We start from the raw sequence: 22,139 nt of genomic DNA on the forward strand, positions 1-22,139 counted from the left end.
TAACAATGAAAGAATACATGCAGGATTAAATTATCAAACGCCAACCTCTTATAAACTTATGAATTCTGTCTAAGTTTTTGTTGACATACCAAGTTATACTTATAAGTGTTTCGTTAAAAGCAGAACTAGGCAAAATTGCAGATAAGGGGTATGTTAAAAGCAGTTCTAAGTAAAATTGCAGATAAGGGGTACGTTAAAAGCAGAACTAGGCAAAATTGCAGATAAGGGGTTCGTTAAAAGCAGTTCTAGGCAAAATTGCTGATATGAGGTACGTTAAAAGCAGAACTAGGCAAAATTGCTGATAAGAGGTGTGTTAAAAGCAGAACTAGGCAAAATTGCTGATAAGAGGTATGTTAAAAGCAATTCTAGGCAAAATTGCTAATAAGAGGTACGTTAAAAGCAGATCTAAGCAAAATTACTGATAAGAGGCGCATTAAAAGTAGAACTAATTTATGTAAAGCGTTTACATCCTCAAGATGCTTTAATTGTACTGTTTTCAATTTGAAACTATGCTAAAATTATAATCAGAATGTTCAAAAAATGGAGGCATATTATGAAACAAGTATTATTTGATGTAGATGGTGTGTTTTTGAGTGAAGAAAGATGTTTCGATGTATCAGCGCTGACTGTTTATGAATTATTACATAGTCAATCATTTCTGAATTTAAAAAGCTCAATAAGTTTAGAGAATTTAACGGAAAATGATATACAGCAAATTAGAAAAGATATGTTTATTGATGACAAAATTTTGAATCAATTAAAGTCTTTAGGATTAAATTCAAATTGGGATATGCTTTTTATTGTAATAAGTACTCATTTAATTGAATTGTTAAAAAAAGTAGAAGGTTCAAAATTAGATCTCAGTAACGATAATTTCAGTGAAGCAACATTAAAAGATTATGCAAACAAACTTAATGGGGCGCAAATTAATATTGAAACGCCGTTACAATTTTTATCTAAAGCAACATCAGGTAAAGAAAATATTTATCATGATTTAATTGCTTTTGCAAAAGAGGAACTTAACGTTGAAGATGCTTCAATTTTTGAACTCAAGAGTAAATTCTGGGATATTGCTCAAGAAGTATATCAAGAGTGGTATTTAGGTACAGAATTATATGAAGAAGTAGAACATAAAACAGCTAGAACAACATATAAGAATGGATATATTAAAGAAGAAGTTGTTTTAGCAGATATTGATAAGGTTACACAACTACTCGAAGATTTAAAACAAGCCGGATATCAAATAGGTATTGCTACAGGAAGACCGAGAACTGAAACATTAGTACCGTTTGAAACAATAGGGTGGTTAAAACAATTTGATGAATTTCACATTGGTACTGCATCTGAAGTGCTGAATGCTGAAACAACATACCCGGAACACAAACCACTTGGTAAACCGAATCCATTTAGTTATTTAATTGCCAATAGTGGTAATGATTCAGAGAAATATTTAACATATATACAGAATCAAAAAATGATTTTTGAAAATGAAAACATATATATTGTGGGTGACTCATTAGCAGATTTATTAAGTGCTAAGAAGACAGGGGCCACTTTTATAGGTACATTAACAGGATTAAAAGGTCAAGCAGCTAAAGCTGAATTAGAGTCTTATGACGCAGATTATATTGTAAATAATGTATTAGATATTAGAAATATTTTATTATAAAAAAGTAAAAATAAAAGACTTGGACATAAATGTCCTAGAAATTTATAAAGAGCAGAAATTCATTATTAAATTGAATTTCTGCTCTTATTTTTTATGAAAATCATTCACACTACTTCCGACTAGTGTAAATATAGCTACTTATGCTTACACTTCTTTAGACTAGTGTAAATATAGCTACTCATGCTTACACTTCTTTAGACTAGTGTAAATATAGCTACCCATGCTTACACTTCTATAGATTAGTGTAACTATAGGTACCCATGCTCACACTTCTTTAGACTAGTGTAAATATAGCTACTCATGCTTACACTTCTTTAGACTAGTGTAAATATAGCTACTCATGCTTACACTTCTTTAGATTAGCGTAACTATAGGTACCCAAGCTTACACTTCTTTAGACTAGTGTAAATATAGCTACCCATGATTACACTTCTCCCAACTAGTGCAAATTTAGCTATTCTATAACTAAGAGGCTGAGACAATTAATTTGTCTCAGCCTCTAATCTTTGTATAAAAATAGATATTGAGAGCGATTTTGTGAAGTGCTGACGCCTGAGGGAATGGTATGTGTGAGAGACTACAGGCTCGAACCATACCCCTAGGCAAGCATGCACGAACAAAATTGTAAAACTTATAAAAAAACATATCACTAAACTTTAAAAAATCAGTTAAGTGATATGCTTATTTGTTTTGAGTTATGTCTCAGCTTTATTGTTTATAATGATTGATTAAGTTCTACTTTATTTATGCTTTGGAAACCTTCTATAGCAAATAAATCAGCTATTGTTTCTTCAGAAGCTTCATCATCAATTGACAATACCATTAATGCTTCGCCGCCTATAGAATGTCTTCCTAAATGCATTGAAGCGATATTAATCCCATGTTCACCAAGGATTTGTCCCATTTTACCTACAATTCCTGGTTGATCATTATGATGAATTAATAGCATATGTTTTTCTGGTTTAAAGTCTACAGGATAATCGTTGATACGAACGATTCTTGGACCATAGCCATTTAATACGGTTGAACCTATTTTTATAGAATGCTCTTTATTTACTAATTCTAATTCTATATAGTTACTGAATCCGTACTTTTTACTATTTTTTTCAATTTGGTACGTAACGCCTTGCTCATTTAGAAGTACTAATGCATTGATTAAATTAACATGATCACCTAAATCTTGTTGCAATACGCCCATTACAAGTTGTCTTGTAATTAAGCTAGTGTCATCAAGTGCTATTTCGCCATGATATTTAATTTTTAATTCTCTTGGACCTTTTTCAAATAGTTGTATACCAACTTCACCAGTTGTTCTACTTAATTCAACAAATGGTCTTAATTCTTCTTCAACTTCACCTGACATTTGAGGGGCGTTAACTGCATGAAGAACATTATTGTTTTCGAAAATGTCGATGATTTCATTAGCAACTGAGACAGCAACTTTTTCTTGAGCTTCAATAGTAGAAGCTCCAAGATGTGGCGTTACAATGATTTTTTCATGTTGTGTTAATGGCGTGTTGTTCGCAGGTTCTTCTGTAAACACATCAAGTGCTGCTTTCTCTATTTTTCCTTCATCTAGAGCTTTAATAAGTGCATCTTCATCGATGATTCCACCTCTAGCAACATTGATGATTTGTAAGTTTGGTTTAGCTTTATTGAAAAAGTCTTCATTTACAAGACCTTTCGTTTTTGGTGTTAGTGGAGTATGGACAGTTATAAAATCAGCTTGTTCAGCAATTTCATCAACTGTTGCTCTTGTGATTTCTAATCTCTTTGCATCGTCACTTGATAAATAAGGGTCAAATGCAAGAATATTCATACCGAAACTTTGAGCACGTTTAGCAACGCCAAGTCCAATTCTACCAGCACCGATTACACCAAGTGTTTTTTTGTATAATTCTGTACCGCGGTATTTTTTTCTATCCCAGTTACCATCTTGTAATGAACGATGTGCTTCAGGAATGTTACGAGCCATAGATAATATCATAGCCATTGAATGTTCAGTAGCTGAAATGGTGTTTCCATCAGGAGCATTAATAACTAAAATACCTTGTTTAGTTGCATAGTTTATATCAATATTATCAACACCTACACCAGCTCTAGCGACAACACGCAAGTTTTTTGCTGCATCTAAAATAGGTGGTGTAATTTGGGTTTGACTTCTAACGATTAAAGCATCATAGCTATCTATAATGTTAATAAGTTCTGATTCACTTAGACCAGTATTTATGTCTACTTCAAATTGTTCATGGTCAGTTAAACTCTTTAAACCTTCTTCTGAAATTGGATCTACTACGATTACTTTAAACATATTGATTTACGACCTCCTGGAATTTAGAAACACCTTTACCAATTACTGATTCATCACGAATTTCTGAAAGTATAATTTCTAATGCACTTATAAATTGCAACATATCATTAGGAGAAACTTTACCCATATGACCAACTCTTAAAATAGTACCTTTGAGATGTTGTTGACCACCTGCGATAGTAATATTGAATCTGCTAAGTAATTCATCTTTAATTTGTTTTACTTCATCTTTGTTTGGTACGAAAGCAGTTACAGTAGGGGAAGCAAATTGATCTTCAACTAACAAAGTCATACCTAACGCTTTTAAACTTTCCCTAACTGCAGTTTTACATACTTCGTGTCTTTTAATTGTATTTTCAAATTTTTCTTCACGAATTAAATCACAATATGCTTGAACACCTCTAATAAGTGATACAGCAGGTGTAAATGGAGTTGAATCATCATTTAAAGAAGTTATGTATTTATTTAAATCTAAATAAAATCTTGAAGTCGTCACTTCTTTAAATCGTTCAATTGCTCTGTCATTATATGCTACAAAAGCAGCTCCAGGTGGTAACATAATTGCCTTTTGACTACCTGAAACGAGAACATCGATATTATCTTCTTCCATATCCACTTCAACTGCACCGATGATACTTACGCCATCAACAATAAAATAAATATCAGGATTAAATGCTTTTACTAATTTTCCTAATTCGTTGATAGGGTGTTTTACAGAAGTTGAAGTTTCACAGAATTGTGTAAATATAGCTTTAATATCTACATTAAGTGAGTTTAAATATGTTTCGAATTCTTTTAAATCAACACCTTTTCCCCATTCAACTTCAAAAATATGTGCATTGAAAGGGTATGAAGAAGCTATCTTTCTAAACCTATCGCCAAATGCTCCTGAAACAATTATCACAATGTTATCTTCTGGATTGGCTATATTAACCATAGCTGCTTCAAGGGCACTTGTACCTGAGGAAGTTAAAATAGCTACAGGATGCTTTGCTCCAAAAATTGTTTGTAAATCTCTTGATGCTTGATGAATGATTTGACTAAATTCCTTAGTTCTATGTCCTGTCATAGGAAGATTCATTCTTTCTAATATTTCCCTTGGAACAGTAGTAGGACCTGGTGCGAGTAATAAAGAATCATGCTGATACATATATAAACACTCCTTACTGAATTTATGTTCTATATTGTAGCAGAGAAAATAATAAAATAATAGTGAATTCATTGAAAATTCTGATTAAAACGCTTTCATTTTAAAATCTTATTTCTCCAGTTGCTATAACTTGAACATTTCCAGCTAATGCACGCGTAACCATGCATGATTCTTCAGCTTTTTGAACGAGTCTATTTAATTTTTTTTGTAGCGTTTCATCAGGTTCTTCACTTAAATAAATTACTGGGAAATGTTCTATTTTTTTATAAGTGATCACGTCATTTTCAACATCAACATGTCCTTTTGAATTCACTTCAATTCTTTCAATTTCAATTTCAGAACGTTCAATCATCGCAGCTAAAGTAATCATGTAGCAAGTTGATGCAGCTCCGAGTAACATTTCATCTGGATTTGTACCAATTTCAGGTCCATCCATAACCTCTGGAATAGATACTCGAGTAGATAAATTAGTTGTATTTATATGACCAGAAGCATTTCTACCTTTAGTCCAAGTTCCTTTTAAGTCAAAAATATGTGTTGTCATTATAATGTTCCTTTCTTTAAATAAATATATTTGGGTATAATCTATAGTATGACTGATTATTAAGGAGTAGACAATGAATGTGTATAATCCACAATCTATAATTAAAGTAGCACATAGAGGGGTACCTTCGCTAGTACCAGAAAATACAATAGCATCTTATAAATTTGCACTTACATTAAATATAGACATGCTCGAAATCGATATACATAGAACGCGAGATCATAAACTTGTTATAATGCACGATCCTACAACAGAACGCACTTCACTAGAAAAAGGCGAAATAAAAAACTTAGCTTATAAGGAATTACAAAAATATGATATAGGCAAATGGAAAGGTGAAGAATTTATAGGAGAACGTATACCTTTATTTGACGATGTATTACATTTAATTAGAAATACAGATATTAAACTTTTAATCGAAGTTAAGCAACCAGAAAAATATCCGGGTATAGAAGAACAAATTCTTGAATCCTTAATTGCTAATGACATCAATGAACAACAAATCATCATACAATCTTTTAACAAAAAATCCATTCAAAAATTTAAAAGTTTAAACTCTAGAATTGAGTTAGGAGTTCTCATTAAAAAGAAAGATCGATTCATAAGTAGAGATTCTATAAGAAAAATAGGGGAATATGCGACATTCATAAATCCAAATTATAAAATAGTTACAAAAAAATTTGTCGACGAAGCACACAAAGTAAATATGAAAGTAATGCCTTATACTATTAATGACGATGAGACTGTTCGAAAAATGATTAATTTAAATGTAGATGGCATCATAACGGATTATCCTCAAAAAATAGAACAATGGTTGAAAACATAAGGGGAATTAAATAATCAAAAACAAAAAAACCACTTTCAATTTGAAAGTGGTTTTTGCAATAACTATTAACGAGAGTAGTACTCAACGATTAATTGTTCATTGATTTCAGCTGATAATTCGCTACGTTCAGGAACGCGTACGAAAGTACCTTCTAATTTGTCAGCATCGAAAGTTAAGTAATCAGGTACGTGGTGACTTAATTCTACTGATTCTAATACGATGTTTAATTTTTGTGATTTTTCACGAATGCTAATAGTTTGACCTGGTTTTAAAGTGTAAGATGGAATGTCTACACGAGCGCCATCTACAGTTACGTGACCGTGGTTAACTAATTGACGTGCTTGACGACGAGTACGAGCTAAACCTAATTGGTAAACTACTGCGTCTAAACGAGAAGCTAATAGTGCCATGAAGTTATCACCATGAACACCTTTCATGTTACCAGCTTTTTCGAAAATACTGCGGAATTGACGTTCGTTAATTCCGTACATGAAACGTAATTTTTGTTTCTCTTGTAATTGTTGACCATACTCAGATAATTTTTTACGTTGAGTTGGACCATGTTGACCTGGTACGTAAGGACGTTTTTCTAATTCTTTACCTGTACCGCTTAATGAAATTCCTAAACGACGTGATTTTTTCCAGTTTGAACCTCTAAATCTTGCCATAATGAAGTTCCTCCTTTTTCTTGTTTGAATGTTATGAAGAAACAAGAAAGAATGTTAAATGCTCATAAGGATATATTATGTTTTTGTGTCTTCACCTTGCAGCCGCGGTTACACAACACACCTTCTTTGGGAATAACATAGAGCCCTATAATATTTAACTGCTACTTTCGTTAATTCACACAAAGAATAGTATACCTTTTTGGAAGGGGGATGTCAATTTATATTTTAAATATGAATATGCTGTTCAAGAGTTTGAACAAGTAATTCTAAACCTTGTAAATCCTCTTTGCTAAATCGTGATTTAACTGGGGCATCGATATCTAACACACCAATTATTTCTTTGTTATAGTATATAGGTATAACGATTTCAGATTGGCTATTTGCATCGCAAGCTATATGTCCTGGAAATGCATTAACATCTTCTACAAGTTGAGATTTTTTTTGAGAAACAGCTGTACCACATACACCTTTTCCTATTTCGATATCAACACAGGCAGGTAAACCTTGAAATGGTCCTAGTTTTAATGCATTATTTTTTAAAAGGTAGAAACCTATCCAATTTATATTTGGTAAGAATTGATTGATAAATGCTGAAGTATTACTTAAATTAGCGATTAAATCTTTCTCACCTGATAATAAACCATCAAGTTGTCTACTAAGTAATGTATAGTCTAATTGATTTTCTGGCATTTTTTGTTCCTCATTTCATTATTTTTTTGAATTATATCTCTATTTTAAGATTTTGAATATGTTTTGCATAGAAAAAGGTTTGTTGGATAAATATTTTACGTTATAATAAAGAGAACGATTTAGGAGGAGAATACATAATGGCAATTTATATAACACTTGCAATTATAATCATTATATTAATTGGTATTGGTATAATGTTATGGTTGCGTACATCAAAGCGAAATTTGATTACTGAGACCGAGCAGCGTAAGCAAAAAATTAAACAATTACCTTTTCAAGATGAATTAGCTAAACTTAAAAAATTAAATATACATGGTGAAGCTAAGGACAAGTATGATCAATTCAAAAGGGAATGGCAAACTGTTTTACAAGAAGATTTAAAAGTTGTAGATGCAAAAATTCACGACGCAGATGCAGAATTAGATAAATTTAAGTTTTCTCAATCAGAAGAAAGTATTGCTGATGCTAATAAAATCATGGATGGTATAGAGAAGAAATATACGCGTTTAACTCAGAGTGTTACAGAATTAATGACAACAGTAGAAACAAGCGACCAATTATACGATGAATCTAAACAAATTTATAGAGAAACAAAAAGGGAAGTATTAGCTAACAGACATCAATTTGGTGATGCTGCAGAACTTATTGAGAAAAATATTGAAGCATTTTTACCTAGAATTGAGCAATATGAAGAACTTGTTGAAGATGGGCATTATATTAAAGCAAGTGGTCATATAGATCAACTCAATACAGATATGAAACGCATGCAAGAAGATATGAATGAAATTCCATTGTTGATTAAAGATGTTCAAAAAGAATTACCAGGTCAGTTCCAAGACTTGAAATTTGGTTGTAGAGATTTAAAAGTCGAAGGATATAATCTTGAACACGTTAAAGTTGAAGGTACTTTACAAACATTACGTGGCAAACTTAATTTAGTTGAACCATTAATAGGTAGACTAGAATTGACTAAAGCTGAGAACATTATAATTGAAATAAATGATACTTTAGATGATATGTATGATTTGATTGAACATGAAGTGAAATCTAAAAATACTGTAGAACAATCTAAAGAAATTATTACAGACGAATTATTCCACGCAAAAGATATGAACTACACACTTCAAACTGAAATTGAATATGTTAGAGAAAATTACTATATTTCAGAAGAAGATGTTCATAAAGTTAGACAGTATGAGAATGAAATACAAAATCTTATCAGTGTTTATGATGAAATATTAGGTGAAATGGCTAAGACAAATGTTCGATATAGTGAAGTGGAAGATAACTTATTATATATTGAAGAACATGTTAAAGTGATAAATGATAATCAACAAAAAATTCAAAATCACTTAGTTTCACTTAGAGAAGATGAAGCAACTGCTCAACAAAACACATTACGAGTTCAATCTAAAAAAGAAGAAATATATAGAAATTTATTGGCGTCGAATTTACCTAGTGTACCTGAAAGATTCATCATTATGAAGAATGAAATTGATCATGAAATTCGTGAAGTTAATAAAATCTTCAGTCAAAGACCAATCAATGTACAATATGTTAAAGATAAAGTGAGTAATATTGTACTACAAATGAATAAGTTCGAAGATGAAACGACGGATGTTTTAATTAATGCAGTTCATGCAGAAACATTAATTCAGTATGGTAATAGATACAGAAAAGAAAACAATGAACTGAATAAAAGTCTTAATGAAGCAGAAAGACTCTTTGCTAATAATAGATATAAGAGAGCTGTAGAAATTGCTGAAACAGCACTTGAAAAAGTTGAACCTGGAATCAGTGAAAAAATTGAAGAAGAAGTTAATAAACAATAGTAGAACTATAGAGGCTGAGACATAAATACCCATTCTCAAATAAAAAGAGCTAATCCATATTTTCGGATTAGCTCTTTTTTCTTTATTTATAAAATCTACGATTTTGTACGTGCATGCTTGCCTAGGGTATGGTTCGAGCCTGTAGTCTCTCACGCATACTATTCCCTCAGGCGTCAGCACTTTACAAAATCGTGACAAAATATCCATTCTTATACAAAAAAATAAAGCACTTTCGTATAATTTAATTAATAACCACAAAAAATAAATTAACGAGGTGCTTTATGTATAAAAATTATAACATGTCTCAATTAACGCTACCACTAGATATTGAAGTTTTAATTCCAAAAAATGATATTGCGCATTTTGTAAATCAAATTGTAGAAACGATACCTAATGAAGAATTCTACGAATTTACTCAGCCTCTAAATGTTATCTACATGCTTTTGTGAGCTAATAAGTATATCTATAGCAAATGACTTATGGTATCATTATATAATGAAAAAAAGAGGTGACAGTATGATATATCTTGATAATGCTGCAACTACGAAACCTAATGAGGACGTTATTCAATCATATATTCAAATGAATACACAATATTTTTTTAATCCGAACAGTCCTCATACAGCAGGTGTGAAAATTGCTCATTTAATTGATAAAGCTAGAGATAATATAAAACAGTACTTAAACTTAAACGATAAGTTTGACATCATTTTTACGAGCGGTGCGACTGAATCAAATAATATAGCATTGCAAGGTATGGCTCAAGCGAAGAAAAGGTTTGGTAAAACAATTTTAACTACAAAAATTGAACATCCTTCTGTTCTAGAAACTATGAGAGCACTAGAAGAACAAGGTTTTAACCTACAATATATCAACACGTTAGAGAATGGAAAGTTAGATATTACATCATTGAAAAAATTACTTAACGATGACGTTGTACTTGTAACGTGTATGCATGTGAATAATATAATGGGACAAATTCAACCAATTGAAGAAATCAGTAATATTTTAAAAGACTATCCAAAAGTACATTTTCACGTAGATGGTGTTCAAGGATTTGGTAAAGTTAATTTAAATATTAATTTAGTAGATAGCTATAGTTTAAGTGCGCATAAATTTCATGGACTAAAAGGCTCTGGTATTTTAGCCTTTAAGCAAGCAAAAACGATTCAGCCAATTATTTTTGGTGGTGGACAAGAGTATGGTATTAGAAGTGGTACAGTAAATGCTCCCGTGAATATTGCTTTAACAAAAGCAATGCGACAAATGGATGCTCAAATGGATAGTAATATTAAATTATTAACTGAAAAAGGAAAAGAAATACGTCAATTTATTGATCAGTATGAAGGGGTTTTAATTAATTCTCCTATAGATGCTGCACCATATATATTGAATGTATCGTTTCCAGGAGTTAAAGGAGAAGTATTAGTTAACGCATTTTCTAAATATGAAATTTATTTATCCACTACAAGTGCATGTTCTTCCAAAAAAAGTTCTCATAATGAAACATTGAAAGCTATGGGGCTAAGCAATATTATAATTGAAGGAAGTATAAGAATAAGCATTGCACCAGATTTAACAAACGAACAAATAGAAGCATTTAAAGATGCCTTTGACAAAGTATATAATGAGGTAAAGGAGTTATTAAAATATGAATTATGATCACATATTGGTTAGATATGGGGAATTGACCCTTAAGACAGGTAATAGAAATATGTTCGTTAATAAATTAAAAGCAAATATTAAAAGTAGATTAATGCCACTTCAAGGTTATAAAGTACGTGCTAATCGTGACAGAATGTATATAGATGTACATGAAGGTTCAGATATTGAAGAAATGATGAGTCGTATCCAAACAGTGTTCGGCGTACACTCAGTAAGTCCAATAATAAGAATTGAAAAAGAATTGGACATTATGAAAGAAGTTGCTATAAAGTTTGCTGAGGATTTCAATGATGGTGATACTTTTAAAATTGATGTAAAAAGAGCAGATAAAACATTTGAACTAGATACATTTCAACTGCAACAAGAACTAGGAGGACACGTTCTTCAAAACACTGAAAATATAACAGTAAATGTTAAACAACCTGATCATAAAATTAAAGTTGAAGTACGTAAAGATGCCATTTATATGTATAACCGAGTACTCGAAGGAGTAGGAGGATTGCCAGTAGGAACGGGTGGTAAAACATTACTTATGCTTTCAGGTGGAATTGATTCACCAGTAGCAGGAATGGAAGTAATGAAAAGAGGCGTGACGATTGAAGCTATACATTTTCATAGTCCCCCATATACAAGCGAACAAGCGAAACAAAAAGTTATTGATTTAACAAAGCAACTTGCAAATTTAACTGGAGACATCAAACTACATATTGTTCCTTTTACAGAATTACAAAAACAAATTCATAAAGTAGTCGAAGAAAGTTTTACTATGACGAGTACTAGAAGAATGATGTTAAGAGTAACTGAAAAAGTAGCGCATGAAATTGGTGCACTTGCAATCGTCAATGGTGAAAATCTTGGACAAGTTGCAAGTCAAACTTTAGGTAGTATGTATGCAATCAATAGCGTGACATCTATGCCAATTTTAAGACCGTTACTTACTTTTGATAAAGAAGACATCGTTAAAAAAGCTAAAGCAATAAATACATTTGAATTATCAATACAACCATTTGAAGATTGCTGTACAATATTTACACCAAAAAATCCAAAAACAAATCCTAAACTTGAAAAAGTTGAATATTTTGAGTCTAAATTTGATTTTGGTCCATTAATCGAAGAAGCGGTAAAAAATGTAGAAACAATTACAATTTCTAAACATGATGATATACAGCAACAAAAAGATGAGTGGATGGATGAACTACTTTAATAATGACGTTGGGATGTCGCTATCATTAAAGTAGAGGAGATGTCCAGATGGAATTTGATTTAAATATTTTACTTATTATTATTTTATTTGGTTTAATAGCATCATTTATAGATTCCGTAGTTGGTGGAGGAGGACTTATTTCTTTACCAGCATTATTAGCTGTAGGTATGGATCCAGCAACAGCTTTAGGTACAAATAAATTAGCAAGTTCATTTGGAACGTTTACGAGTACAATGAAGTTTATAAAAGCTAGAAAAGTAGATTTTGATATAGTAGGAAAATTGTTTCCATTAAGTTTTGTCGGTTCAATATTTGGTGCGATTACTGCTACATATTTACCACCAGAATATTTAAAACCACTCGCAATTATAATATTAGCATTAGTGACTGTTTACTCAATTGTTAAAAAAGATTGGGGAGATATTAATAAATATAAGAAATTATCACTTAAAAAAGCTATCTTATTCATAGTAGGTGTTATAGTAATCGGATATTATGATGGATTTTTAGGTGGAGGTACCGGATCATTCTTTTTATTTATGTTGTTATTAATCGGTCTGGATTATTTACATGCAGCAGGCAATGCTAAATTTTTAAATCTAGCTTCCAATCTAGGCGCTTTACTTTTATTTATGATATTAGGACAAGTGAATTATATTTATGGATTCAGCATGGCAGCAGCTATGGTAGTCGGTTCATATTTAGGCGTTACATTTGCTATAAGAAAAGGTGTATCCTATGTAAAAGTCTTATTTATAGTAGTCACAATTCTATTAATACTTAAAAATGTATACGACTACGTTAATAGTCATTTCATGTAAAGAGCGTGAGCATAAATGCCTTAGAAAATTAATAAGAGCAGAAATTCATTATTAAAATTGAATTTCTGCTCTTATTTTTTGTGAAAATCATTCACACTACTTCCGACTAGTGTAAATATAGGTACCCATGATTACACTTCTTTAGACTAGTGTAAATATAGGTACTCATGATTACATTTCTATAGATTAGTGTAAATATAGCTATCCATGCTTACACTTTTCCCAATTAGTGCAAATTTAGTTATTCTATAACTTAGAGGCTGAGACAATTTATTTGTCTCAGCCTCTAATCTTTGTATTAAAATAGATAATTTCAACGATTTTGTGAAGTGCTGACGCCTGAGGGAATAGTATGAGTGAGAGACTACAGGCTCGAACCATACCCCTAGGCAAGCATGCACGAACGAAATCGTAAGATTGTATAAAAAATAATCAAGCATGCACGAACAAAATTATAAAATTTTATAAGAATTTTCTTTGAACTTTGCTCCAAAATGAATTTTGAGGTAATTTAAGTGTTCTTATATATTTATCTTTAATTCTAAGGCTTATAAAATCAGTTTCTTGTACACTTAGTGCTTCATTATCTAGACCCATGATTGGATAATAATTGCCTTCTTTATCAAGTGAAATTTTAAGTGTTCTTGTATCGCCTAATACAACAGAACTACTTACTGTTCTAAAGTTATTATTATTTAATGATGCAATTTCTGTTAATTGCATACTTCTTATTTTAGGATCTATAATTGCGCCATCTAAAGATTTATTATAACCTGTAGATCCAGTTGGTGTAGATATCAATAATCCATCTCCGTTAAATGCCTCGAAGTATTCATCATCTATAAATATTTCCATTTTCATTGGCTTGATAACGCTAGATTTAATGTAAAAATCGTTTAAACACATATAAGACATTTGATTGTTTAAATTTACTTCTAGTACTGGGTATTTCCTTACCATAACTTCTTCGGAATCTATTGATTTAATTAAATGTGGTATATCATCAACGCTAAAATCAACATATAAATAATTTTGATCTAATCTTGTTTTTATACCAATATAAACTTTATCTTTGTTGAAATTTGTTTTTCTACATGCTTGAAGGAAACTACCGTCACCACCTATTGAAGCGATAATGTCTGCATCATCATAGTTTGATACAAATACAAAGCCATGTGGTTCCATTTGGCTTTGTATTTTTTTTCGAGTCTCTAAGACATCGCTATCTTTTGAAGTGAATAAGTAAATATGTTTTTTTGTTGCCATAATTTGTTCCTCCCAAAAGTTACAGTTATTATTAAAGTCTGTTATTATTATAAATGTAAATATTTAAAATAGAAAGGAAGATACTATGTCTAAAAGAATTATTGCTATTATCATCGCTGTTATTCTAGTGGTAGGTGGTATTGTTGTCAGTACTGTTGGCATATTTTTGGATGATTCATGGAAAAAAACTGTGACAGATTCAGATGGCATTAGCGAGTCGGTTCAATCTGGTAGTGATAGTAGTAATAAAATCGTAAAATTATCTGTGAATGGTACAATTCAAGATACTGGTGCGGAAGAATCGCTATTCAGTGATGGAGGATATAACCATCAAGCATTTTTAAAACAACTTGATAAAATCAAGAAAGATAAAAGCGTTAAAGGTGTACTACTAGAAGTGAATTCTCCAGGTGGAGGAACATATGAGAGTGATGAAATACATAAAAAATTAGAAGAAATAAAAGCCAAAGATAAAAAAGTATATGTTCAAATGAAGAATATGGCTGCCTCAGGTGGTTATTATATCTCAACACCAGCAGATAAAATATATGCAGGTTCTCAAACATTAACTGGTTCTTTAGGTGTTATTATTTCAAGTATAAATTACGCAGAGTTAGCCAATGACATAGGTGTTAAAGATGAATCCGTAACATCTGGTAAGCATAAACAAATATTAAATCCAATGAAAGATATGACTAAAGAAGAACGTAATATTATGCAATCAATTATTGATGATAGCTACAAACAATTTGTAGATGTTATTAAAGATGGTAGACATATGTCTGAATCTGAAGTTAAAAAATTAGCTGACGGTAGAATTTATTCTGCACAACAAGCTAAATCAAATGGATTAATTGATGAGATTGGTTATGAAGATGATGCAATTAAAGACTTAAGAAGTGATATTAAATCTAAAAATGCACAAGTCGTAACTTATGATACATCATCAGGATTCTTAAACTTCCCAATGGGAGCTAAAAGTAAAATATCTTCTATGATGGGCTTAGATGATTTAAGTAAATATGAATCTTTAGTTAAAGCAAATAAATCACCACAACCTATGTACTTGTATGGTGAGTAAGGAGGGATTTTAAATGACTGAAGCAAGTTACGAACAAGTCGCTACAACTCGTGAACAAAGTGTTATTGAGCGTACAGTTAATAAACACATGTCTGATATAAAATCCATCGTATTTGCAGGATTCTGGGTTAGATTTTTATCTTATATCATTGATATATTAGCTTTAGCAGGTTTTAAAGGAATAGTGTTAAGCCCTCTATTTGCATTAACACAAATTAAGAATGAATATTTATTTGTGCCATACTTTAGCGTTGGAAATATAATAAGTGCCTTAATATTTTATTTATATTTTGTACTTATGACATATTATTTTAAAGCAACACTCGGTAAAATGATTCTAGGATTAAGTGTATACAGAGAAGATGCAAAATCGCTGAAGTTGAAAGATGTACTATTTAGAGAGTGGATTGGAAGAATTATATCAGGTGCATTATTAGGAATACCATATTTAGTAGTAGCTTTTAATAAAAAACATAAAGGTATTCACGACTATTTTGGTGAGACAGTTGTGCTTAAAAATAAATATATTCAACTAAGAAACGACTTCCAAAAGGCTACAAGGTAAGCATGTTATAAACAAAAAAATTTTAAAGTCTCTTTAATCATGATAAAATATATTTATCAAGAATAAGGAGGCTTTTTTTATGGCGCAAGTTACATTCAAGAATGAACCAGTTACAATATTAGGCAAGGAAATTACAGTAGGTTCAGTAGCACCAGATTTTACTGTATTAGCAAATGATTTATCTGAAAAGACTTTAAAAGACTATGAAGGTAAAAAGAAACTTATTAGTGCCGTACCTTCTTTAGATACAGGAGTTTGTAGTCAACAAACTCGTAAATTCAACGAAGATGCTGCAAATGAACAAGATGGTGTTGTCTTAACGATATCTAATGACTTACCATTCGCACAAAAAAGATGGTGTGCAGCTGAAGGTTTAGAAAATGTTGTTACATTAAGTGACCACCGTGATTTATCATTCGGTGAAAACTTTGGTGTTATAATGAAAGAACTTCGTTTATTAGCTCGTTCAGTATTTGTTTTGGACAAAGATAATAAAGTAGTTTACGCTGAAGTAGTGAGTGAAGGTACTAACCATCCTGACTATGATAAAGCTTTAGAAGCTTTTAGAAATTTAAACTAATTAACAACCATAAATCGCTGTCCATTAGATTGGACAGCTTTTTATACGAAAGAGGGCAATTATGACTGAAGAAAAGAATATAATGGAAATATTATTTGAAAAACTTGATGTAAAAAGTAAAGACCTCCATGACGAAAATGGCCAAAGCTATATTGAAAATTTAGGATTAGCAATGGAAGAAATTTATACGAACCAAAGAGATTTGTTAGAGCAATCTACTTTACAAGAACGTAGAAAAGCATTCCAATTTGCTTATTTAAGTTTATTAAAAGAAGAAGTTATTCAACCGAATCATCAAATGACGCCTGATTCAATCGGGTTTATTTTAAGTTATCTTGTAAACTTATTTAATAAAAATAGAGAATCACTAAATATAGTAGATATCGCAAGTGGTACTGGACATTTAAGTGCAACAATTAATGAACAAAACCAAGAAAAAACAGTTATGCATCATTTAATTGAAGTAGATCCAGTTTTACAACGTGTAAGCATTCATTTAGCTAACTTTTTAGAAATACCATTTGATGTATATCCACAAGATGCGATTATGCCTTTACCATTAGAGGAAGCAGATGTAATAGTTGGTGACTTACCAGTAGGCTATTATCCTGTTGATGAGCGTAGTAAAGAAATGAAATTAGGTTTTAGTGAAGGTCATAGTTATAGTCATTATTTATTATTAGAGCAAGCTGTAACTGCAACTAAGCCTGGGGGATATGTCTTTTTAATAGTTCCTACAAAATTATTTGAAGGTGAAGAAGTGAAACAGTTGCAAAAATATATTGCAACAGAGACAGAAATGCAAGCATTCTTGAATTTCCCTAACTCATTATTCAAAACAGAACAGTCACGTAAATCACTATTGATCCTACAAAAGAAAGATCAAGGAAATACTAAGAGTGTAGAGGTATTGCTTGCTAATATTCCTGACTTTAAGGCACAATCACAATTGCAAACGTTTTTATCTGAAGTAGATGAATGGATGGAAAAAAATCATTCTTCATAAACTGTGTTAATGCTTGATTCATAACTGTATTAGTGTTTAAATAGTATAGAAAAGTATTATCAGGAGGAAGTCTAAATGACAAAAATAATAGCAATTAATGCCGGTAGCTCATCTTTAAAATTTCAATTATTTGAAATGCCAGATGAAAAAGTTATCACTAAAGGATTAATCGAGCGTATCGGGTTAAAAAATTCAATTTTCTCAATTTCTGTAAATGGAGAAAAAATAACTGAAACATTAGATATAGAAAATCATGATGTTGCAGTAAATATTATGTTAGATGCATTGAAAGAACATAATATTATTAATGACATCAATGATATTCAAGGTACAGGACATCGTGTTGTACATGGTGGGGAACTATTCCCTGAATCTGCACTTGTTACAGATGACGTATTGGCTAAAATCGAAACATTAACTGATTTAGCACCATTACACAATCCAGCCAATTTAATGGGTATTAAAGCATTCAGAAAATTATTACCAAGTATTCCACATGTTGCTGTATTTGATACATCATTCCACCAGACTATGCCTGAAGAATCATATTTATATAGTTTGCCATATCATTTCTATAAAGATTATGGTATTCGTAAATATGGTTTCCATGGAACAAGTCATAAATATGTATCAGAAAGAGCAGCTGAATTATTAGATCGTCCATTAGATCAACTTAGAATTATTTCTTGTCATATCGGTAATGGTGCTTCTATTGCAGCTATTGATGGCGGTAAATCTGTAGATACATCAATGGGCTTCACACCTTTAGCAGGTGTTACGATGGGTACACGTTCAGGTAACCTTGACCCAGCGTTAATTCCATATATAATGGAAAAAACAGGTAAAAATGCAGAAGAAGTATTAAATATTCTTAACAAAGAGTCTGGTCTTCTTGGTATCTCAGGATCATCTAGTGACTTAAGAGATATTCAGCAAGATGCAAATGAAGGTAATGAACGTGCTAAATTAGCATTGGATGTATTCGCATCTAGAATTCATAAATATATGGGTTCATATGCAACAAGAATGCACGGCTTAGATGCAATTGTATTTACAGCAGGTGTTGGTGAAAACTCTGATACTGTACGTGCTAAAGTATTAGAAGGATTAGAGTTTATGGGTGTTTATTGGGATCAACGCCTAAACACTGGATTACATGGTGAAGAAGCATTTATCAATTACCCACATTCACCAGTCAAAGTAATTGTAATTCCAACAGATGAAGAAGTCATGATTGCACGTGATGTATTGAAATTCGGTAACTTAGGTTAATATATTAAAGAACTTCACAATTTGTGTCGTTCTTAAACTGTCAATAAAGTATGAGACTTTGTTGACAGTTTTTTTATGCGAATTTTTTAGTAAAAACCGCACTTAAAGTGAATATATATATGTTTAAAATTATCTTGATTGGATATAACTAATTAATGTCTATTTTGAGGAGGATATTTATGAGACCAGAGAGAGCGTTAATGCGTTTAGTCAGAATAGTAACGAGAAGAGTAGCTAAAGAACAATCTAGAAAACAAAAACAAGAAAACAAACAAAATTTAAAAAATCAAAATGTAGATAATAAATAAATATAAGAAAAAAGCGTTCAGTTATACTGAACGCTTCAGAGTGTCGACAAAGTCTTAGACTTTGCCGGCATTTTTTTATGCGCATGCTTTCCGCGGGCATGTTCTCAGCCTGTAGTTTTCGAATCATGCTTTTCCCGCAGGAGTCAGCCAAAAAAATACCAAATATTAACAAACTATTTTATAATATAGATGAAATTTTATTTAGGAGTTGATTCTATGTTAAATAAATGTACGGAAACAAAACCTATATTAGAGAAATCCGTAGACATGTTTGGCAAGATGATTTAGATATAATCGAAGATTTAAGGTTTGTAGATACAATTAAAAAATCATATAAACTAAGAAGTCAAACTGTAGAAAGAAGATTTGGCGATGCAAAAGAACAGCCTAGTTTAAACGCAGTTTAAGCTTAAATTTAATAAAACATACTTATTAAAACAAAAAAACAAACTGAACTTATTAATTTAAGTTCAGTTTGTCCACAGTCTGAAGCCTTCAGTTATACTGAACGCTTTTTTATATTGTAAGAATTATTTACTTTCATGGTGTTCATCAAATAATTCTTGTGTAGCTACAATAGGTTCGAAGTCATCTGGCATTGTTTCTGTTCTAACAACTAGAACGTCACAAGGTGAATTTCGCACGATTGATTCAGAAACTGAACCTACGATAAATCGTTCAACAGCATTTAAGCCGGAAGTACCACACATAATAAGGTCTACATCATAATCTATTGCTAATTTTTTAGGAATAACTGTTTTTGGTGAACCAAATTCAAGTTTAGTTGCTACATTAGAAACGCCATTTTTTTCAGCGAATTCTTTATATCCAGATAGTAAACTTTCAGCAAAGCTAGTAGCTTTATTTACTATTTGAGTATCGTAAGCCTCGACACTTGCATAAGATCGAGAATCTACAACATTGACGATTGTTAATTTTGCATCATTACGTTTAGCGACTGCCACAGCTTTGTTGTATGCCCATTCTGACTCAGTTGAACCATCTACAGCTATTAAAATATTTTTGTAACTTAACATAAAAACCGCCTCCTAGTTCTTTTGTTTAATTATATCATAATTTTCTGAAAAAATAACATTATAAACTTTTAAATAAAAGGAAATATTGAACAGTTTTATGAGAAATATGTTAAAGTATAAATGCAGTAATAATTATTTGAAAATTTAGAAAATAAAGATAATATAAAAACTGAATAATAATGATTGCGCTTTCAAATTAGTGGCGTTAAGATTGAATCAAGGAGGAATGTAAAATGATTATAGGGGTACCAAGAGAAATTAAAAATAATGAAAATAGGGTGGCATTAACACCTAGTGGCGTAGCTAGTTTAATCGCACAAAATCATGTAGTTAAAGTTGAGACAGAAGCTGGAATTGGTTCACAATTCACTGACGAAGATTATAAACAATCTGGCGCAGAAATTGTTAGTCAAGAACAAGCTTGGAATGTAGATATGGTTATGAAAGTTAAAGAACCACTTAAAGAAGAATATCAATTTTTCAAAAAAGATTTAATTTTATTTACATACTTACATTTAGCAGCAGAAGAGTCTTTAACTAACGCATTATTAGAAAAAGAAGTTACATCAATAGCTTACGAAACTGTACAGTTAAGCAATCGTTCATTACCATTATTAGCTCCAATGAGTGAAGTTGCAGGTAGAATGTCGACACAAATCGGCGCGCAATTTCTTCAAAAAACTAATGGTGGAATTGGTATACTATTATCTGGTGTTCCAGGTGTTAAACGCGGTAAAGTTACAATAATTGGTGGAGGACAAGCTGGTACAAATGCTGCTAAAATGGCAGTTGGACTTGGAGCAGACGTAACAATTATTGACTTAAATCCAACACGTTTACAACAATTAGACGATTTATTTGGTGCAAGTGTTCAAACAATGATGTCATCACCTTTAAATATTGAAGAAGCAGTAGTTGAAAGTGATTTAGTTATTGGTTCAGTACTTATTCCAGGAGCAAAAGCCCCGAAACTTGTAACTGAAGATATGGTTAAAAAAATGAAACCAGGTTCAGTATTAGTAGATATCGCAATTGACCAAGGTGGATCATTCGAAACTTCAGACAGAATTACAACACATGATGATCCAACATACGTAAAACATGGCGTAGTACATTATGCAGTTGCTAACATGCCAGGAGCAGTTCCAAGAACATCTACAATTGCATTAAATAATGCAACTACACCATATGCAATTCAATTAGCAAACAAAGGCTATGTAAAAGCATGTCAAGATAATGAAGCACTAGCAAAAGGTTTAAACACAATTCATGGTAAATTAACTTATGAAGAAGTAGCTAAAGCTTTTGATAAAGAATTCACACCATATCAAGAAATATTAAAATAAGCAGAAATTGAAAAAAACCTGTCTCTCTAAAGCCTGAGACAGGATTTTTTGTTTTTTTGCAGCTTGAGAAAATAAATATCAGCAACTATAATTTGTATGTAATTTTATCGATTTACTTATAACAACGACGAGAAAGGTGAGCAAATGTTCCCATAGCATAATAAAGTGTAAGGGACATAATTCCGAGAAATGTCCGCAAGAGGTGTTGTTAGGGACAAAATTCCGAAAAATGTCCGTAAGAGTGTGTGTTAGGGACAAAATTCTGAGTAATGTCCGTAAGAGGTGTCGTAAGGGACAT

The 22,139-nt window shown here is 31.4% G+C and carries 21 protein-coding genes; 14 read left to right on the forward strand and 7 right to left on the reverse strand.

Going from position 1 to position 22,139, the window contains the following annotated elements:
• Positions 1–553: 553 nt before the first annotated feature.
• On the forward strand, positions 554–1,669 hold the full coding sequence (locus tag LQ668_RS11825; RefSeq protein ID WP_107509799.1) for an HAD family hydrolase: 1,116 nt from the start codon (positions 554–556) through the stop codon (positions 1,667–1,669).
• A 715-nt stretch (positions 1,670–2,384) separates the two neighbouring features.
• On the opposite strand, the gene serA is transcribed toward LQ668_RS11825, so the two are convergent.
• The 3 genes from serA to LQ668_RS11840 form a co-directional block, all read right to left on the reverse strand.
• Positions 2,385–3,980, reverse strand: coding sequence for a phosphoglycerate dehydrogenase (serA, locus tag LQ668_RS11830; protein ID WP_078356380.1), 1,596 nt, complete (start codon positions 3,978–3,980; stop codon positions 2,385–2,387).
• Positions 3,973–5,130 carry a pyridoxal-phosphate-dependent aminotransferase family protein gene (locus LQ668_RS11835; RefSeq protein WP_107509800.1) on the reverse strand — a complete coding sequence of 386 codons (1,158 nt, stop codon included), beginning with the start codon at positions 5,128–5,130 and terminating at the stop codon, positions 3,973–3,975. Before LQ668_RS11835 ends, serA begins: the two co-directional genes overlap by 8 nt.
• A 100-nt stretch (positions 5,131–5,230) precedes the next feature.
• Positions 5,231–5,674, reverse strand: coding sequence for an SACOL1771 family peroxiredoxin (locus tag LQ668_RS11840; RefSeq protein WP_203154115.1), 444 nt, complete (start codon positions 5,672–5,674; stop codon positions 5,231–5,233).
• Positions 5,675–5,747: 73 nt separating this feature from the next.
• Between LQ668_RS11840 and LQ668_RS11845 the strand changes: the two genes are divergently transcribed.
• Positions 5,748–6,500: a glycerophosphodiester phosphodiesterase gene (locus tag LQ668_RS11845; RefSeq protein WP_078356383.1), complete on the forward strand. Its 753-nt coding sequence runs from the start codon at positions 5,748–5,750 to the stop codon at positions 6,498–6,500.
• A 65-nt stretch (positions 6,501–6,565) separates the two neighbouring features.
• Here the strand turns inward: LQ668_RS11845 and rpsD are convergent, their stop codons facing one another.
• Together rpsD and LQ668_RS11855 are read right to left on the reverse strand one after the other, a co-directional pair.
• Positions 6,566–7,168 carry a 30S ribosomal protein S4 gene (gene rpsD, locus LQ668_RS11850; protein WP_078356384.1) on the reverse strand — a complete coding sequence of 201 codons (603 nt, stop codon included), beginning with the start codon at positions 7,166–7,168 and terminating at the stop codon, positions 6,566–6,568.
• Positions 7,169–7,393: 225 nt separating this feature from the next.
• On the reverse strand, positions 7,394–7,858 hold the full coding sequence (locus LQ668_RS11855; protein WP_078356385.1) for a GAF domain-containing protein: 465 nt from the start codon (positions 7,856–7,858) through the stop codon (positions 7,394–7,396).
• 137 nt (positions 7,859–7,995) lie between these two features.
• Between LQ668_RS11855 and ezrA the strand changes: the two genes are divergently transcribed.
• The 4 genes from ezrA to LQ668_RS11875 all read left to right on the forward strand — a co-directional run bounded on the left by ezrA (position 7,996) and on the right by LQ668_RS11875 (position 13,380).
• Positions 7,996–9,690: a septation ring formation regulator EzrA gene (gene ezrA / locus LQ668_RS11860; protein WP_107509803.1), complete on the forward strand. Its 1,695-nt coding sequence runs from the start codon at positions 7,996–7,998 to the stop codon at positions 9,688–9,690.
• Between the two features lie 516 nt (positions 9,691–10,206).
• The gene (locus tag LQ668_RS11865; protein ID WP_107510080.1) at positions 10,207–11,352 is read left to right on the forward strand and encodes a cysteine desulfurase family protein; all 1,146 of its coding nucleotides are present in this window, start codon (positions 10,207–10,209) and stop codon (positions 11,350–11,352) included.
• A complete protein-coding gene (gene thiI / locus LQ668_RS11870; protein WP_078356388.1) occupies positions 11,342–12,559 on the forward strand; it encodes a tRNA uracil 4-sulfurtransferase ThiI in 1,218 nt (405 codons plus the stop codon). Before LQ668_RS11865 ends, thiI begins: the two co-directional genes overlap by 11 nt.
• Before the next feature lie 47 nt (positions 12,560–12,606).
• Complete coding sequence (locus tag LQ668_RS11875) at positions 12,607–13,380, forward strand: sulfite exporter TauE/SafE family protein (RefSeq protein ID WP_107510079.1); 774 nt, start codon at positions 12,607–12,609, stop codon at positions 13,378–13,380.
• Positions 13,381–13,842: 462 nt separating this feature from the next.
• Here LQ668_RS11875 and LQ668_RS11880 read toward each other — a convergent pair whose 3' ends face one another.
• Positions 13,843–14,646 (reverse strand): NAD kinase, encoded by an 804-nt coding sequence (locus LQ668_RS11880; protein WP_107510078.1) that lies wholly within the window; start codon positions 14,644–14,646, stop codon positions 13,843–13,845.
• 85 nt (positions 14,647–14,731) lie between these two features.
• Here LQ668_RS11880 and sppA point away from each other — a divergent pair, with 85 nt between their 5' ends.
• From sppA to LQ668_RS11910, 7 genes are all read left to right on the forward strand, one after another.
• A complete protein-coding gene (gene sppA / locus LQ668_RS11885; RefSeq protein ID WP_107510077.1) occupies positions 14,732–15,727 on the forward strand; it encodes a signal peptide peptidase SppA in 996 nt (331 codons plus the stop codon).
• Positions 15,728–15,740: 13 nt separating this feature from the next.
• Positions 15,741–16,292, forward strand: coding sequence for an RDD family protein (locus LQ668_RS11890; protein WP_107510076.1), 552 nt, complete (start codon positions 15,741–15,743; stop codon positions 16,290–16,292).
• 79 nt (positions 16,293–16,371) lie between these two features.
• Positions 16,372–16,872 (forward strand): thiol peroxidase, encoded by a 501-nt coding sequence (gene tpx / locus LQ668_RS11895; RefSeq protein WP_107510075.1) that lies wholly within the window; start codon positions 16,372–16,374, stop codon positions 16,870–16,872.
• A gap of 61 nt (positions 16,873–16,933) precedes the next feature.
• Positions 16,934–17,878: a class I SAM-dependent methyltransferase gene (locus LQ668_RS11900; protein WP_078356394.1), complete on the forward strand. Its 945-nt coding sequence runs from the start codon at positions 16,934–16,936 to the stop codon at positions 17,876–17,878.
• 75 nt (positions 17,879–17,953) lie between these two features.
• Positions 17,954–19,150: an acetate kinase gene (locus LQ668_RS11905; protein ID WP_078356395.1), complete on the forward strand. Its 1,197-nt coding sequence runs from the start codon at positions 17,954–17,956 to the stop codon at positions 19,148–19,150.
• A gap of 179 nt (positions 19,151–19,329) precedes the next feature.
• Entirely contained in the window at positions 19,330–19,458 is a 129-nt protein-coding gene (locus tag LQ668_RS12405; RefSeq protein WP_256681917.1) for a hypothetical protein, read from the forward strand.
• Positions 19,459–19,685: 227 nt separating this feature from the next.
• Complete coding sequence (locus LQ668_RS11910) at positions 19,686–19,865, forward strand: hypothetical protein (RefSeq protein WP_107510074.1); 180 nt, start codon at positions 19,686–19,688, stop codon at positions 19,863–19,865.
• Positions 19,866–19,988: 123 nt separating this feature from the next.
• Here the strand turns inward: LQ668_RS11910 and LQ668_RS11915 are convergent, their stop codons facing one another.
• The gene (locus LQ668_RS11915; protein WP_107510073.1) at positions 19,989–20,495 is read right to left on the reverse strand and encodes a universal stress protein; all 507 of its coding nucleotides are present in this window, start codon (positions 20,493–20,495) and stop codon (positions 19,989–19,991) included.
• A 233-nt stretch (positions 20,496–20,728) separates the two neighbouring features.
• Between LQ668_RS11915 and ald the strand changes: the two genes are divergently transcribed.
• The gene (gene ald / locus LQ668_RS11920) at positions 20,729–21,841 is read left to right on the forward strand and encodes an alanine dehydrogenase (protein WP_107510072.1); all 1,113 of its coding nucleotides are present in this window, start codon (positions 20,729–20,731) and stop codon (positions 21,839–21,841) included.
• The last annotated feature ends 298 nt before the right edge of the window (positions 21,842–22,139 follow it).

It is taken from the genome of Mammaliicoccus sp. K-M42, from assembly GCF_022386375.1.
GTDB classification, from domain to species: domain Bacteria; phylum Bacillota; class Bacilli; order Staphylococcales; family Staphylococcaceae; genus Mammaliicoccus; species Mammaliicoccus fleurettii.

Coding starts and splice junctions, on each gene's coding strand:
- LQ668_RS11905 (WP_078356395.1), top strand. CDS start 17,954: ATGACAAAAATAATAGCAATTAATGCCGGTAGCTCATCTTTAAAATTT.
- LQ668_RS11915 (WP_107510073.1), bottom strand. CDS start 20,495: ATGTTAAGTTACAAAAATATTTTAATAGCTGTAGATGGTTCAACTGAG.
- LQ668_RS11835 (WP_107509800.1), bottom strand. CDS start 5,130: ATGTATCAGCATGATTCTTTATTACTCGCACCAGGTCCTACTACTGTT.
- sppA (WP_107510077.1), top strand. CDS start 14,732: ATGTCTAAAAGAATTATTGCTATTATCATCGCTGTTATTCTAGTGGTA.
- LQ668_RS11845 (WP_078356383.1), top strand. CDS start 5,748: ATGAATGTGTATAATCCACAATCTATAATTAAAGTAGCACATAGAGGG.
- rpsD (WP_078356384.1), bottom strand. CDS start 7,168: ATGGCAAGATTTAGAGGTTCAAACTGGAAAAAATCACGTCGTTTAGGA.
- serA (WP_078356380.1), bottom strand. CDS start 3,980: ATGTTTAAAGTAATCGTAGTAGATCCAATTTCAGAAGAAGGTTTAAAG.
- LQ668_RS11880 (WP_107510078.1), bottom strand. CDS start 14,646: ATGGCAACAAAAAAACATATTTACTTATTCACTTCAAAAGATAGCGAT.
- thiI (WP_078356388.1), top strand. CDS start 11,342: ATGAATTATGATCACATATTGGTTAGATATGGGGAATTGACCCTTAAG.
- tpx (WP_107510075.1), top strand. CDS start 16,372: ATGGCGCAAGTTACATTCAAGAATGAACCAGTTACAATATTAGGCAAG.
- LQ668_RS11840 (WP_203154115.1), bottom strand. CDS start 5,674: ATGACAACACATATTTTTGACTTAAAAGGAACTTGGACTAAAGGTAGA.
- LQ668_RS11900 (WP_078356394.1), top strand. CDS start 16,934: ATGACTGAAGAAAAGAATATAATGGAAATATTATTTGAAAAACTTGAT.
- LQ668_RS12405 (WP_256681917.1), top strand. CDS start 19,330: ATGAGACCAGAGAGAGCGTTAATGCGTTTAGTCAGAATAGTAACGAGA.
- LQ668_RS11910 (WP_107510074.1), top strand. CDS start 19,686: ATGTACGGAAACAAAACCTATATTAGAGAAATCCGTAGACATGTTTGG.
- LQ668_RS11890 (WP_107510076.1), top strand. CDS start 15,741: ATGACTGAAGCAAGTTACGAACAAGTCGCTACAACTCGTGAACAAAGT.
- LQ668_RS11865 (WP_107510080.1), top strand. CDS start 10,207: ATGATATATCTTGATAATGCTGCAACTACGAAACCTAATGAGGACGTT.
- LQ668_RS11875 (WP_107510079.1), top strand. CDS start 12,607: ATGGAATTTGATTTAAATATTTTACTTATTATTATTTTATTTGGTTTA.
- ezrA (WP_107509803.1), top strand. CDS start 7,996: ATGGCAATTTATATAACACTTGCAATTATAATCATTATATTAATTGGT.
- ald (WP_107510072.1), top strand. CDS start 20,729: ATGATTATAGGGGTACCAAGAGAAATTAAAAATAATGAAAATAGGGTG.
- LQ668_RS11855 (WP_078356385.1), bottom strand. CDS start 7,858: ATGCCAGAAAATCAATTAGACTATACATTACTTAGTAGACAACTTGAT.
- LQ668_RS11825 (WP_107509799.1), top strand. CDS start 554: ATGAAACAAGTATTATTTGATGTAGATGGTGTGTTTTTGAGTGAAGAA.